The sequence below is a fragment of the Corynebacterium sp. 22-2729 genome, assembly GCF_053479475.1.
In genome coordinates this window covers 72,413-86,839 of sequence record NZ_JBRBCA010000005.1, presented here as the reverse complement: position 1 = coordinate 86,839, position 14,427 = coordinate 72,413, and the positions used below count along the sequence as shown (strand labels likewise).

Annotated in this window: 10 protein-coding genes; 6 read left to right on the top strand and 4 right to left on the bottom strand. The window is 60.1% G+C overall.

Annotation, left to right across the window (positions count from 1 at the left end):
- The first annotated feature begins 79 nt into the window (after positions 1 to 79).
- Complete coding sequence (gene ramB, locus ACUY2T_RS04985; protein ID WP_293790844.1) at positions 80 to 1,609, top strand: acetate metabolism transcriptional regulator RamB; 1,530 nt, start codon at positions 80 to 82, stop codon at positions 1,607 to 1,609.
- Between the two features lie 17 nt (positions 1,610 to 1,626).
- Here ramB and ACUY2T_RS04980 read toward each other — a convergent pair whose 3' ends face one another.
- Entirely contained in the window at positions 1,627 to 2,730 is a 1,104-nt protein-coding gene (locus ACUY2T_RS04980) for a hypothetical protein (protein ID WP_434825170.1), read from the bottom strand.
- Positions 2,731 to 2,821: 91 nt separating this feature from the next.
- Complete coding sequence (gene lpdA / locus ACUY2T_RS04975) at positions 2,822 to 4,252, bottom strand: dihydrolipoyl dehydrogenase (protein ID WP_434825171.1); 1,431 nt, start codon at positions 4,250 to 4,252, stop codon at positions 2,822 to 2,824.
- Between the two features lie 311 nt (positions 4,253 to 4,563).
- Between lpdA and ACUY2T_RS04970 the strand changes: the two genes are divergently transcribed.
- From ACUY2T_RS04970 to ACUY2T_RS04960, 3 genes are all read left to right on the top strand, one after another.
- Positions 4,564 to 5,793 carry an alpha/beta hydrolase-fold protein gene (locus ACUY2T_RS04970; RefSeq protein WP_434825172.1) on the top strand — a complete coding sequence of 410 codons (1,230 nt, stop codon included), beginning with the start codon at positions 4,564 to 4,566 and terminating at the stop codon, positions 5,791 to 5,793.
- 100 nt (positions 5,794 to 5,893) lie between these two features.
- Positions 5,894 to 7,474, top strand: a complete 1,581-nt coding sequence (locus tag ACUY2T_RS04965; protein WP_434825173.1) for a M1 family aminopeptidase — start codon at positions 5,894 to 5,896, stop codon at positions 7,472 to 7,474.
- Between the two features lie 26 nt (positions 7,475 to 7,500).
- Entirely contained in the window at positions 7,501 to 8,718 is a 1,218-nt protein-coding gene (locus ACUY2T_RS04960; protein WP_434825174.1) for a hypothetical protein, read from the top strand.
- Here the strand turns inward: ACUY2T_RS04960 and ACUY2T_RS04955 are convergent.
- Positions 8,715 to 10,052, bottom strand: a complete 1,338-nt coding sequence (locus ACUY2T_RS04955; protein ID WP_448307781.1) for an MFS transporter — start codon at positions 10,050 to 10,052, stop codon at positions 8,715 to 8,717. The two genes, ACUY2T_RS04960 and ACUY2T_RS04955, sit on opposite strands and share 4 nt — an antisense overlap.
- 137 nt (positions 10,053 to 10,189) lie before the next feature.
- Here ACUY2T_RS04955 and ACUY2T_RS04950 point away from each other — a divergent pair, with 137 nt between their 5' ends.
- Both ACUY2T_RS04950 and ACUY2T_RS04945 read left to right on the top strand, forming a co-directional pair.
- A complete protein-coding gene (locus ACUY2T_RS04950) occupies positions 10,190 to 12,364 on the top strand; it encodes an acyl-CoA dehydrogenase family protein (RefSeq protein WP_448307780.1) in 2,175 nt (724 codons plus the stop codon).
- A 162-nt stretch (positions 12,365 to 12,526) separates the two neighbouring features.
- Entirely contained in the window at positions 12,527 to 13,873 is a 1,347-nt protein-coding gene (locus ACUY2T_RS04945; protein WP_434825202.1) for an amino acid permease, read from the top strand.
- Between the two features lie 118 nt (positions 13,874 to 13,991).
- Here the strand turns inward: ACUY2T_RS04945 and ACUY2T_RS04940 are convergent, their stop codons facing one another.
- On the bottom strand, positions 13,992 to 14,276 hold the full coding sequence (locus ACUY2T_RS04940; protein ID WP_434825177.1) for a hypothetical protein: 285 nt from the start codon (positions 14,274 to 14,276) through the stop codon (positions 13,992 to 13,994).
- Between the last annotated feature and the right edge of the window lie 151 nt (positions 14,277 to 14,427).

Here is a 14,427-nt window from a genome sequence, read left to right as displayed (position 1 = left end):
TCCAATCTAACTCGCATACTCACCTGGGCGTCTTACTTGAGACCCAGACCAGGCCGCGGGGAATATACTGGTGAACACCATGGCCAAACGGACTGAACCAACACGAGGATCACAAAACAGAGGCGGCGGAAACTCCACCGCCGAGACAGGCGCAGAGCGCCCCTTTGTTGGTTCCCGCCTCCGCCAACTGCGCAAGGAACGCGGAATCTCCCAGGCACGCCTAGCCGAGATCCTGGACCTCTCCGCCAGCTACGTAAACCAGATCGAGCACGACGGACGCCCGCTAACCACCGCCGTGTTGGAGCGCATCACCGCTGCATTCGGCATCGACCCAACCTTCTTCGCAGATCAAGATTCCACCCGCCTCCTTGCGGAAATCCAAGATGTCACCCTCGATCCGGAAATCAGCCCCACCCCGGCGGATGTCACCGAACTAGCCGCGCTTGTAAAGAACCACCCAGATCTCGCGCGTGCCTTCGTGGATCTACACTCCCGCTACCGCAATGTCTCGGATACCCTCTCGCTGCTCACAGAGGAGCGTGTGCAGGGATCCGCTATCCTTTCCATCACTCCCAAGGGTGAACTCTTCGGGCGGGCCTCCGGGCCGGAAGCGTTCTCTATGCCACACGATGAAGTCCGCGACTTCTTCTACGCCAGGCAGAACTACATCGATGTTCTCGATGTGGCAGCGGAAAAGTTGGCGTCCAAAATAAACATCGGGGCGAACCAGATACACCACACCGAACAGATCATCGCCGAGCGCCTACAACAGGTACACCAAGTACAGGTGATTTACTCGCGAGACCTGGGCGACACGCAGCACAAGTTCGACCCGCAGAAAAAGACACTCCACGTGTCGTCGAAGATGCGCCCCGGGCAGATTGCGTTCCGACTGGCTACAGAGTTGGCCTACCTGGAAGCGGGCACAACGATCGACTCGCTGGTGGAGCTGGGGCACTTCCAATCCGAAGAATCCCGCGCGCTGGCGCGCCGTGGCTTAGCTAGCTATTATGCCGCCGCACTTCTGCTGCCCTACCGGCAGTTCCACAGCTCGGCCGAAGAATCGCGCTACGACCTCGAATTCCTCATGCGTGAATACGGCGTGGGCTACGAGACCGTCTGCCACCGCCTTTCCAGCCTGCAGCGCCCCAGCCTGCGCGGTGTGCCCTGGACTTTTGTGCGCGTGGACCGTGCGGGCAACATGTCCAAGCGACAGTCAGCGACAGGCCTGCACCTGTCGAACTCGGGTGGCACGTGCCCGCTGTGGAATGTGTACGAGACGTTTAGCTACCCCGGCAAGATCATGCGGCAGATCGCGCAGATGCCCGACGGGCGGACGTACCTGTGGATCGCCCGCACCGTGAACCACCACCGCGCGGCCTGGGGGCAACCGGGAAAGATGTTCGCCATCGGTTTGGGCTGCGAGCTGCGGCACGCCGACCGCACGGTGTATTCGGATGGGTTGGATCTGAAAGATACGTCCGCGGCAGTGCCGATCGGCTCCGGCTGCCGACTGTGTCCGCGCGATAACTGCCCGCAGCGCGCGTTTCCACCGATCCACCGCTCGTTGGAGATCGACCCGCACCGTTCGAGCGTGTCGCCGTACTAGCTCGTGCCCCTACAGCGCTAGTCGCCGTCGAAAAGCCCGACGATCTGCCTGCGCTGCAGTTCGCGGCGGTTATATGTGGCCTCGCGCACCGATTCGTCAGTATCAAAGCTCGAGCCGAGTGCTCCGCCGAGGGTGCCTAGTGACGCCGCAAACCATGCCAGCGTCAAATAATCCAGCGGCGTGATAGTGGAGTTCACCTTGTTTTGAAAGAAGGGCACCGGCACAACCGCGGCGCTGACCAGCAGCATCGTCAGGTAGATCAGGGCATAGACGCCGGTAGCGGAGATCAGCACCGTGCCGATGGTGGCCAGGTTATCCATCCGGGCGCGCCACCACTCGACACTGTCGGAGGAAGCCTGTGTGGAGGTTGCATCGGCGCCGACGCTCAACACGGACGGTTCCGCCTTACGGCTATATCCCCCATTCCACAGGCCGTTTTTGTAGATCAACCAGAAGGTCAGGAGGGTAATGGAAAGGATGGTGATCATGATCTGCCGCCACGGGCTGATCAAGTAGGACATCTCCCACACAGAACCATAGAAGATGCCGAAGCCGCCTGTGGCCACGCCCGTGGCCAGGCAGCTGGAGAGCACCTTGAGCAACTGGCCGGGACGGTTGCCGCGGATCATTCCCAACAGCAGGCGCAGGGTGCGCCCACGGCCTTCGAGTACGCGGGTGGTATCGGCCTCTGCGTCGCCGCCCTCGATCTCGTCTACGCCCTTTTCGCGCTGGCCAGCTCCGGCGTGCTTGCCGCAGACCAGGCGCGACAGCTCCTGCCACAGTCCTTCTTTGGCTCGCAGCAGGCCAAAGGCAGGCAGGCACAACATGGTGGCCTTGCCCTGCTCGACGGTCTGGCTGATTACCGGCCTGCGGGTGGTCAGCGGCAGGTCGGTGACGTACACCAGCCGATCCCAGCCGTAGTCGCGTAGGATTCCGGGGGCAGTGTCGGCGAGGCGGACGTTGCCGAACTCGTCCATCGGCAGCGTTCCGGTGCGGAATTCGAGGATGGGTTTGGTCCCGGAGACGTGATTCTCCGAGGCCTTAGCGAGCTGTTGGAGCATGGCGCGCACGCGCACCGCTGGCAGTCCTCGGTCTGCCAGCAAGCCAATCTTCTCTGGCAAGTCTGGGCACCAATCGTGGCAGGGGAAGGATTTGCCCGAAATCCTACTCCACCTGCACCTAACCAGGGAAATACTGGCCGATCGAACCTTCTTAGAGGTTGATCATGTGCCCGCCGGCGATGCCGTGGGCGGCTTCCTTCATTGCCTCCGACAGGGTCGGGTGCGTGTGAACGTTGCGGGAAATCTCCTCAGCCGTCAGGTCGAAGCGCTGTGCCAGAGTCAGCTCCGGCAGCAGCTCGGAGACATCCGGGCCGACCATGTGAGCACCTAGCAGTTCGCCGTACTCAGCGTCTGCCACCAGCTTCACGAAGCCCACGCCGTGGCCCAGGCCCTGTGCCTTGCCGTTTGCGGTGTAAGGGAAGGTAGCGACCTTCACCTCACGGCCTTCCTCCTCTGCCTGCTTCTTGGCAGCTTCCTCGGTGTAACCGAAGGAAGCAACCTGCGGGAAGCAGAAGGTGGCGCGCGGCATCATCATGTAGTCGCCCAGTAGCTCGGTCTCTTCGCCGGCGATAACCTCAGCCGCAACCACACCCTGCGCCTCTGCGACGTGAGCCAGCTGCAGCTTGGCGGTGACGTCACCGATGGCGTAGATGTGCGGAACGCTGGTGCGCATTTCGTCGTCGATGTCGATAGCACCGCGCTCGGTCAGCTTCACGCCAGTGTTCTCCAGGCCGTAACCCTCCACGCGCGGTGCAAAGCCGATAGAAACCATCACGCGGTCGGCCTTCAGGGTCTCGGACTTGGAGCCATCAGCGGATTCGATGTCCACCTCAACACCCTTGCCTTCGCCCAGGTCGCGAACGGCGGTGGTCTTGTGCCCGGTCTTCAGAGTTACGCCCAGCTTCTTGTACTGCTTGGTGATCTCCTTGGAGACGTCCTTATCCTCGTTCGGCAGGACGCGGTCCATGAACTCGACCACGGTGATGTCCACACCGAAGTTGGACAGCACGTAGGCGAACTCCATGCCGATAGCTCCGGCACCGATGACAACCATGGAGTCCGGCTTGTTCTCGTCCAGGATCTGCTCTTCGAAGGAGACGATGTTGCCGCCCAGCTCTACGCCCGGCAGGGACTTCACAACGGAGCCGGTAGCGATGATGCAGTTGTCGAAAGTAATGGTCTTTCCGGCGTCGTCTCCATCGGAAACTTCGATGGTCTTATCGTCGACGAAGTTGCCGCGGCCGTGGATCTCCTGAATCTTGTTCTTCTTCATCAGGTAGTGCACACCCTTGACGATGTTGCCCGAGACCTTGCGGGAGCGCTGGTGCGCCACCTTGAAGTCCATCGAGATGTTATCGCCAGTGATGCCGTAGGTCTTGGCTTCCTTGGTGATGGTGTGCGCGAGTTCAGCGTTGCGGATCAGCGCCTTTGAGGGGATGCAGCCCACGTTGAGGCATACGCCACCCCAGTACTGCTTTTCGATAACGGCGGTCTTCAGACCCAACTGAGCGGCGCGAATCGCCGCCACGTATCCGCCAGGGCCTGCTCCGAGTACTACTACGTCAAAATGTTCTTTAGCCACAAGATCCAAGGGTACTTAATCTTCTTTATTTATGTGACGCCCACACACCTCCCATAGCACACACCTCGACTCAAGACTTAACTCCCGCCTCGCTAGCCATATGAGTAACACCCCCGTTTTCGGGCTCCCCATAAAAACTAATTAGCTCCTCGGGTTCCCATTGCTCACTAAGGTTAGGTAAAGTCCCCTATGACCTGAGAGGTTTCTAGCAACTGCCTACGAATCTCTCAATCTTTCAACTGATCATCCACGCATCGGATCTTGAGTTTCTGACGTTTCCCCGGGCGTGGCTCCACAGAAGGATCAACTAAATGAAGCGAAGCATCGCCCGCACCCTTGCTGCCGTCACGGCCGCAATCGCACCTTTCGCCACGGTTGCAGTCACTGCTCCGGCCACCCAGGCCGCTACCGTTACTGCAGCACAGAAGGCGGCAGGTATCGCCCCAGCAGAGCTGAAGATGAACACCAGCACTCCAGACCAGCCTTCAGAGGCTACTGCATGGCGCGGAATCATCTCGTCCCTGCGAGCCAAGGGCTTTGACAATGTGCAGGAAGTCTCCGCTTACTCTCCCTCCATGAAGCGCCACGTCCCGCTGGTTGTTATCCAGCCCCGTGATGTAAAGAAGCGCGACAATGCGCCGACCCTGTACATGCTGAACGGCGCTGACGGTGGCGAGGGTATCGCTAACTGGATCCGCCAGACCGACATCGTGACCTACTACGGCGGAAACGACGATCCGGCTAAGGGCACTGTCAGCCCGGGCATTGGCGCAAACATCGTGATCCCCATGTCCGGCGCTTACTCCTACTACACCGACTGGATTACCGAGCCGAACACTCCCTACATCAAGGGCCCGCAGAAGTGGGAGACCTTCCTGACCCGCGAGCTACCGCAGGCTATCGAGCCGGCTCTGAAGGCTAACGACAAGCGCGCTATCGCTGGTATGTCCATGACCGGCACCACCTCCCTGCTATTCGCCGAGCACCACCCGGGCTTCTACGACTCCGTCGGATCCTTCTCCGGTTGCGCTGCAACCACCACGGGTCTGACTCCGAAGTTTATCGACCTGGTGCTGAACCGCGGCGGTACGGACTTCACGAAGATGTGGGGCCCGATCAACGGTGAGGTTGCTCGCAACAACGATGCTCTGATCAACGCTGAGAAGCTGCGCGGTCAAAAGAACATCTACGTCTCCACTAGCTCCGGCTTCCCGGGCGAGCACGATATGCCCTGGTCGAAGCGCGTTAACGGCCAACCTTCCGCCGCTGCACAGGTGATCTTCGAAGGCTCCGTCATCGAGGGCGCCACCAACGCCTGCACCCGCGATCTGGCTCGCAAGACCAATTCGCTGAACATCCCGGTGACCTACAACTTCCGTCCGGCGGGCACGCACCAGTGGGGCTACTGGCAGGACGACCTGCGCGGCTACTGGGACCACCTGGTTGCTGGCCTGGGCACTGGTGTCAAGCGTCCGCCGCTGAAGCCGACCGAGCCGATTTCCCCGCAGGATTACTGGGCAGGTTCCACCTCCGGTTCCTAAACGCCTAGCACAAACCCTTGAACAGCTAGAACACCACATCCCCCGCCACAGACTACCTCCGTGGCGGGGGTTGTCCTATGCAGAGAGTAGTGTGCCTTACATGACTCAAACGCAACAGCAGCCCCGCCCTTTCCGCAGTTCCCCTATCGCTGGAGCTCGGGATGCGTACTCGGGTGTGGACTTCAACCTCGGTTTCCACGTGCTGAGCTACGACTTGCAACTGAATTACAACGTCGAGCCCAACCACCTCAACGGTGTCGCTCGCCTATCGGTTGAAAACTACCGGCCGCTGAAGTCGATGACGTTGGATTTGGCTAATAATCTGGCTGTCAACCGAGTTGAGGTGTCCGGCCACGGCGCTGCCGCCGCGAATGGAACGATGAAGATCCGCCGTTTCCGCCACACCGGCAACAAGTTAACGATCACGTTTGTGGAGGAATTGGCAGAGGATCAATCCTTTGATCTAACCATTAAATACGGTGGTTACCCGCGCCCTCTGCGCTCCAAATGGGGTGAGGTCGGCTGGGAGGAGACCGACAACGGTGCCCTCGTGGCCGGCCAACCCAATGGCGCTCCTAGCTGGTTCCCCTGCGATGACACCCCGGACGAGAAGGCAATGTTCCGCGTGGCAATCACCGCACACCGGGATGTCACCGCCATTGCCCATGGCACCCTGGTAGAGGAATTCAACAAGGGAAACAACACAACCCGGGTGTTCGAAACACGCTATCCCATGGCCACCTATCTGGCCGCGGTATACGTAGGCACGTACCAACGTGTGGATTTCCGTAGCGCGAAACTCGGCCGCAGGAACGTCCCGGTTTTCGGCTGGCTTCCGCAGGGCACCGAACACGCTAAGCGAGTTCGTGAGCTAGTACAGGAAGACTTCGGCCAGCAGACGGAGATGGTCGAGGTGTACTCGGATCTCTTCGGCCCCTATCCCTTCCCGGAATACTCGGTGGTGGTAACTGACGAGGAAATGGAAATTCCACTCGAGGCTCAGGGCATGAGCATGTTCGGCTGCAACCACGCCGACGGCAAGCACACCTGGGAACGATTGATCGCCCACGAGCTATCCCACCAGTGGTTTGGCAACTCCGTCGGACTAGTCGAATGGCGGGATATCTGGCTCAACGAGGGGTTCGCGTGCTACTCCGAATGGCTGTGGTTTGAAAAATCGCAGGGCATTCCCGCTGCTCACCACGCATGGGCTCATCACCGGGCGCTGGCCGAAAAACCGCAGGACATTCTGCTGATCGACCCCGGTGCGGACGATATGTTCGACGACCGGGTCTACAAGCGCGGCGCACTCACCGTCCACGCCCTGCGGGTGCTGCTGGGCGACGCTGCCTTCTTCGACATGGTTCAACGTTGGACGACCCAACACCGCATGGGACTGGTGGAAACTCGCGACCTGGAAAACCTGGCACACTCCATCGCGGAGGAAAACGGTATTGCCCGCAGTGAGGTACAAGGGCTTTTCGATCGCTGGTTGCGTCACCAAGACCTGCCCGAGTTCCCTGGCGGCGAGGGTCTTGAGCTCAGCGATGCGCAGTTGCGCGAACTACCCGCAGGGCCAGCTGCGGAGATGGTCGATGCGTCTGGCCCGGCGCGCGCAGTAGATGCGCTGAAGCGGGTAGGCCAGAAACTCGGCGAGCTCAGCGACAGGCTGCAGGACTAGCAGAGCGACCTTTCGCGGGGTTAACGATGCGCGCCATTTCGCTTGCCACCGTCTTCGTGGCCATCGCCGGGTATCTGGTTATTTGGGTTGCCAATAAGGGGCTTCCCACCGCCGGATACGAAGATTTCATGGTCTATTGGTCGCTCTTCTTTGCAATGACGGGCGTGCTGGATGGGCTTATGCAGGAGACCGCACGGGCGGTCTCCACCCGACGTGCGCAGACAAACCCCCGCCCAGCGCCCCGCCCGTTCGCGTTGACAGGCTACATCGCACTCGTAATTGGAGCGCTGGCACTGATTACCGGCCCGCTGTGGATCGGCGAGCTCGTCCCCGGATTAACTGGATGGGGTCTTGTCTTATTGGCTGTGGGCCTAGCCTGTTATACGTTCCAAGCGACAGTGTGTGGCCTACTGTCTGCGAACCATTCCTGGCCTAGTTTCGCCTGGTTGATGGCCATTGATTCCGGAGTGCGTCTAGCGTTGGCCGTGGTTGCCTGGCTACTGGGATGGCAGCTGCTGGCCTATTTGTTTGTCACGGTGATCGGCGCAGCCACGTGGCTGCTTATCCTGTTCTGTTCTCGTTCAGCACGTGCCACACTGAGCGACCGCGCGGATGTCGCCGCTCGCCCTTTCCTCGCACGCACGGTGAAGGCCACGATCGCCTCCGGAGCTAATGCCGTGATGATTACGGGCTTTAGCGTGTTGCTGCGTTATACCTCGGGGGCAGATGTCGGCCCCGGCGCGCTCGCCGCAACTATCACCGCGATTACCCTTACCCGCGCGCCGATTCTGGTCCCCCTCCAGCGCTTCCAGCCGGCGCTGATTGTGCATTTCACTAAACACCGCGAACAGGTGCTGCGTGCCGCCACTTTGCCCATTGCAGCGGTGGGGGGCGTCGCTGCTATTGGTGGCATCGCGGCCTACTTCCTAGCCGCGCCACTAATGGGGTTGTTTTTTGACGCCGCCGTGATCTCCTCCCCTGCCACCCTCGGATGGCTAACCCTCGTTTCCGGAGCGACAGCCATCCTGATGATCAGTGGCTCGGCTGCGCTGGCAGCGGATCGTCACAATCTCTACACCGCTGGCTGGTTAATCGCTATTGCTTTGTCAACGGTGGTTCTTTTGATGGACTACTCCCCCGATACGCGCGCCATTTGGGCGCTGGCGACCGGCCCGGCCATCGGTGCAGCGGTGCAACTGGGTGTGCTTGCGCTGGCGGGCGGGGAAAAGAGGACCGAAAGCTAGGCTTCCGATTGCTGTGGTTCAGGAATGAACTTCTTGGAGGTCAGCGTCACCACGACAAGGCCGATAAGGGCAACCACCGCACCAAAGCCCAGCATCTCGGTGTAAGTGAACCAATCCTTCAAACGGGACAGGATCATCGGGAAGAAGAAGCCGATATAGGTGATTGTGTAGAAGAAAGCGGTCAGTCCACCGAGATCATCAGCGCTGGCGATTCGTTGGACTTCCGTCAGTCCGGAAATCAGGCACACGCCGTATCCGGTACCCAGGATAAGCCCGACGACAATAGTGCCGATGAGCGAGCCCACGTGGGCGGTCCAGGCTGCCACAATCATGCCGATGATCACCAGCACCAGGCCGAGCTGTTGAGCTTGCGAGTTGTTCGGGTTGATGTACTTATTGGACACCTGCTGAATGCCAAAGCCGAACAACAATGCAACTGCGGTGATGCCTGCCGAAAAGGCGATGGGATAAGAGACCTCATCCTGCGCCAAGCTCGGCATGATGGCGTAGGCCACGCCCGCACAGCCGAAAACCCACGGGGCGATGGGAATAACGGCGGTGAGGAAGCGGGGGTGGCGAAGGGAGGGCACGTTAAGATCCGACCAGAAGGATCCCTTGACCTTGAGGTGGGCATTTTGTCGGGTTTCCGGAACGCCCAAGAGGCCGACCATGGACAAGGCGCACAGCACGATGCTGATGATGTAGGGCGTTTGTCCCGGCGCAGGACCCCACTCGGCAAGCAGGCCCGCCACAGCGGCGCCCACTGCGAAACCGAAGGTGAGGGACATCGTTGCTCGGCGAGCACCTGCCCCCTCCCCGGCACTCGGGTCGAACGAAGGTGTGGATAGTTCCTTGATCCAGGCACCGCCTGCGGTCATCACCATGCCGACTGCAAAACCACTCAGCACGCGACCGGTGAAGATCAGGGGTTCATTCATTTCGCCCATTGCAATAAGGACGCTGCCGACCAGGCTAATGACCGGTGCGGGCAACATGACGATGCGACGACCGTAGCGGTCGGATAGTGGACCGCACAGCAGCAGACCAGCTGCGATTCCTGCGGCGTAGCAGGCCAACAGAGCATCGACGAAGACCGAGCCGAATACGTTTTCCCCACGGTAGAAAACCATCATTGGAGTGAACTCATTACCGGCGTAGGCCACCGCCAGCACGCCACAGGCCACGAGCAGCCAATACCGTTTCTGGGCACGGCTTGCCGCTCCGCGAGTGGAGGGGTTGACTTTGTGGCTACGCATAGCTTCACGCTGCATGGATTGGCCTTGCGCGGGTTGCTTCACTTCCTGCTGTGCTTCGTCGAATGTGTCCTCGGTCATAGGGAAGAGCCTAGCCCCCCTCATTGGGGACTACCAACGCACTATCGAAGTCGAAGTCTCCAAGCTAGCCAATTTAGACATAATTTTATTGCTAATTTTTTGAGTCGCAGATCACATTTTTACGTACCCTTGAGGCTATGTCACCAAACCAGTCCAAAAACGCTACCGAAAGCACCACCCCGACTGATAACTCGGTCACATCAAAGAAAGTTGATGGAATTTCCGACAATTCGGGCTTTGCACTCCGCCGATCGACGTCGGCGCCCAAGACTTTGGCCAGCGCTCCCAACGCTGAAGAGCAGGCGTCGATAGCAAAAGAGCTAAAGCTTGTTCTCGACGGTGACTTCCCCACCGCGCGCGCAGCGACCCGCCAGGTGTTGGCGAATCCCGACATTCTCCCGCGTGCGGATCTTGACCTCGAACAGTCTCGCGCCCGCACTACCGAACAACTTCAGCAAGTTCGCGAATCCGGAACGCCAAAGGATGCCTTCCGCAAAGACCAAGGCGGCACGGGAAACACGGGCCACTGCCTGACCTCAATTGAGATGCTGGGCCATGCAGACCTTTCCCTGATGGTGAAGTCCGGCGTGCAATGGGGTCTATTTGGCGGTGCCGTGGGCAACCTGGGCACTGAACGCCACCAGGAGATGGTGACGCAGCTAATGAATCTCGACGCGCTTGGCTGCTTTGCCATGACAGAGCGCGGCCACGGCTCCGATGTGCAGCAGTTGGAGACCACGGCAACCTATGACCCGGCGACGCAGGAGTTCATCATCAACTCCCCCACCGCCTCTGCCGAAAAGTGGTACATCGGTAACGCCGCACGCGATGGTCGCTGGGCTGCTGTGTTTGCGCAGCTCATCGTTCCCAACAACGACAATGCCGAAGGACAGGAAGAATCCCCGTCCGATTCCCAGGGTGTGCACTGCCTCCTGGTGCGCATCCGCGAGGACGATGGTTCTGCCATCGCCGGAGTACGCATCGGCGACCACGGCTACAAGGGCGGGCTGAAAGGCGTAGACAATGGCACTATCAGCTTCGATAACTACCGCGTGCCACGCGAAGCGCTGCTGAACCGCTTTGCCGACGTTGATGAAGAAGGTAACTACAGCTCCCCTATCGAAAACCCAAACCGACGCTTCTTCACAATGCTTGGAGCCCTGGTGCGCGGCCGCGTGACTGTGGGAGCTGCCGCCGGCGCGGCCGCCCGCACCGCGCTAGACATCGGTGTGACGTACGCGAACCTGCGGCGTCAATTCGCTCCCGACGATTCGCTACCAGAAAACCGCTTGATCGAACACCGATGGCACCGCCTGCGCCTCATCCCACGTGTAGCGCGCGCCTACGGCCTGCAGTTCGCTACGAACAAGCTGATCGCGCGCGTGCACGAGCTGGATCAGCTCGGGTTGGATCCCACACAGCACACCAAGGAACAGCAGGCCGACCAACGCGAGGTTGAGGCGCACGCTGCAGCGCTGAAGGCCGCCAACACCGCCCACGCCACCGACACGATCCAGGAAGTCCGCGAAGCTTGCGGAGGCGCCGGGTACATGGCGGAAAACCTGCTAACTACGTTGAAGGCCGACTCGGATGTGTTCACCACCTTCGAGGGCGACAACGTCGTGATGATGCAACTTGCCGCCAAGGAACTGATGACCGGCTTCGCCAAGGAACTCGGCGGACTGAACCCGATGGAAATGGTGCGCTTCGGGCTGGATAGCTTCGGCACGTTGCTGCGCCGCCGAACCGCCGCAGATGCGCTGATCCAGAACCTGGTGGATACGTTCAGCGATTCCGAGGAGACCTCGCTATTCGACCCGGCCTACCAAATCAACCTGCTCACCGAGCGGGAGGATCGTCTAATGCGCTCGCTCGCCCGGCGCCTTCGCCCGGCCCGCAAGATGGAAGTGGTTGAAGCAGCCCAGCTCGTGGATCGCTCACAAGATCACCTGTTGGCCGTCGGCTGGGCCCACGTGGATCGCATTGTTTTCGAGGCCTTCGTGGAGGCCGAGTCCAAGCTGGAGTCGGAGGACGCCCAGCGCGTGCTGGAGCAGGTTCGCGACGTGTACTTCCTCAGCTGCATCGTGGACAACGCAAGCTGGTACCTCGAGCAGAACCTGCTTACAGGTACCCGCACCAAGGCTGCACGTGCCGCTCTGAACGACCTGGTGGATTCCCTGGGGCCGTGGTCGCAGACGCTGGTAGATGCTTTCGGCATCCCGGACCACATCACAGAGCTGAAGCTGATGGAGGACTACGACGCGATGGTGCCGAAGTACGAGTCCGACCCCGCCGCCGGACAGGAGGGGTAGGCGGGCTTTCCAACACCTGCATTCTCTAGCGCGAACCCCACATCGTATTCTTAGAGAATGACCTCCACCCCCTCCACCTCCCCAAATAGCGCCAGCTCGCACCCGGACTCCCGTTCCGGCGATGCGAAGCTCGGCAATGGTCTGAAAGTCCGTCACCTCACGATGATGGGTCTGGGGTCCACCATCGGCGCCGGGCTGTTCCTGGGCACCGGCGTGGGGATCGAAGCGGCTGGGCCGGCCGTGCTGCTGGCTTATATCGTCGCGGGACTCATCGCCATTCTTGTCATGCAGATGCTGGGGGAGATGGGCACCGTCATCCCTGCCTCGGGTTCCTTTTCCGAGTACGCCGAGCACGGCATTGGACGCTGGGCTGGTTTCACGCAAGGATGGATTTACTGGCTTGCCACCGTCGCGGTACTCGGCGCCGAAATTACTGGTGCGGCGAGCTTTATGGGTGCGTGGTTCGGTATTGACGCCTGGATCCCCGCCGCTATCTGCGTGCTTTTCTTCGGTGTGGTGAATCTGCTGCAGATCCGAGCCTTCGGCGAGTTCGAGTTCTGGTTTGCGTTCATCAAGGTGGCCGTACTGGTGGCATTCCTGGTTATCGGTTTCCTATTGATATTCGGCCTGCTACCGGGACACACATTCATCGGTACGGAGGTCTTCACCGCCGATGGATTCATGCCCAACGGCGTAGGCGGTGTAGCTACGGCGATCCTGGCCGTAGCCTTCGCCTTCGGCGGTATCGAGGTGGTTGCTATCGCCGCTGCGGAGTCCGAAAACCCGCAGCAGTCGCTGATCAATGCTGTGCGTTCCACCATCACCCGCATCTCGCTGTTCTACCTGGGCTCGGTACTGGTGATTACCTTCCTGCTCCCCCACTCTTCACTGGGGCAGGCAGAAAGCGCGGCCGATAGTCCCTTCACCCGAGTACTGAACCTGGCGGGTATTCCGGGCGTCGTCGGTTTTATGGAAGCCATCATCGTTCTGGCGCTCTTGTCAGCCTTCAATGCGCAGATTTACGCCTCCAGCCGCATGATGTTCTCCCTGGCTAAGCGCCACGAGGCACCAAAGATCTTCACCCGCGTTGACCGCCGAGGCGTACCAGTCAACGCGATTATCCTTTCCGTCGCGCTTTCCATCGTGATGGTGGTGCTGAATTACCTGGACACGGGCTGGCTGCTGACCTTCATGTTGAACTCTGCAGGTGCCTCATTGTTGATCGTGTGGACGTTCATCGCCGTCTCCGAACTGCGTCTGCGCCGTCGACTAGAGCGGCATGCCGGTGGAACGCTGCCAATCCGCATGTGGGCTTTCCCTGTTCTGACCATCATCACGCTCGCAGTGCTCGCCAGCCTGGCCGTCCTCATGTTGACGGATCCGGGTTCCCGAGTGCAGCTATTGTCGGCGACCGTAATGTTTACGATCCTGGTGGTGGCCAGCTTCGCCAATTCCGCCATCCGTGGGTTGAGCCCCTTCGAGAAGCTGCCCCTGCCTTCCTCCCTCTAATAAAGCTCGCCGCGAATGCACCAACAGCACGGCTAACCGGCACCCCAGAACAAAGAACAACTGAGGTGCCGGTTAGCCGTGCTGTATCCATTTAGCTACTAGGGCTGGCGCTGTCGCCTTAGAGAGAAAGACTGCCGGATGGCCCTGTGGAGTTCTGAAGGCCAACTAGGTTGTAAATAACGGCCCAGATGAGTGCCAGCGGTGCAAAGAGGGGGAGGCGCAGCCAAGCCGGGGTGTTTTCCCAGATGGTGTTCACTGAGCCGAGCGGGGACTTAGTGTTCGGAGTTTCTGCAGCCTGTACTTGAGTGGTGGGGGTGTGGGTTTCGGCCTGGGCAGGTGCGGCGAGACACGCGGTGACGGTTGCGGCGGTAACGCCAGCGATGAGCGACTTGCGAATCTTCATTGGGGAAAAATCCTTTCTGAAGGAGTTCGGGTAGAGATGTGCAAAAACCTTCTTTGCCCCCGGGTGCGGTTCCATGAATGATTGGACGCAAACTCGCGAGCTTGGAAGTGCTTTGTTTAGCCAAACGCTTATGGGTGGCGAAACGTTAGCA

Excerpts from the sequence above, each read along its gene's own strand:
- ramB (WP_293790844.1), top strand. The coding sequence starts at position 80 with ATGGCCAAACGGACTGAACCAACACGAGGATCACAAAACAGAGGCGGC.
- ACUY2T_RS04970 (WP_434825172.1), top strand. The coding sequence starts at position 4,564 with ATGAAGCGAAGCATCGCCCGCACCCTTGCTGCCGTCACGGCCGCAATC.
- ACUY2T_RS04965 (WP_434825173.1), top strand. The coding sequence starts at position 5,894 with ATGACTCAAACGCAACAGCAGCCCCGCCCTTTCCGCAGTTCCCCTATC.
- ACUY2T_RS04960 (WP_434825174.1), top strand. The coding sequence starts at position 7,501 with ATGCGCGCCATTTCGCTTGCCACCGTCTTCGTGGCCATCGCCGGGTAT.
- ACUY2T_RS04955 (WP_448307781.1), bottom strand. The coding sequence starts at position 10,052 with ATGACCGAGGACACATTCGACGAAGCACAGCAGGAAGTGAAGCAACCC.
- ACUY2T_RS04950 (WP_448307780.1), top strand. The coding sequence starts at position 10,190 with ATGTCACCAAACCAGTCCAAAAACGCTACCGAAAGCACCACCCCGACT.
- ACUY2T_RS04945 (WP_434825202.1), top strand. The coding sequence starts at position 12,527 with ATGATGGGTCTGGGGTCCACCATCGGCGCCGGGCTGTTCCTGGGCACC.
- ACUY2T_RS04940 (WP_434825177.1), bottom strand. The coding sequence starts at position 14,276 with ATGAAGATTCGCAAGTCGCTCATCGCTGGCGTTACCGCCGCAACCGTC.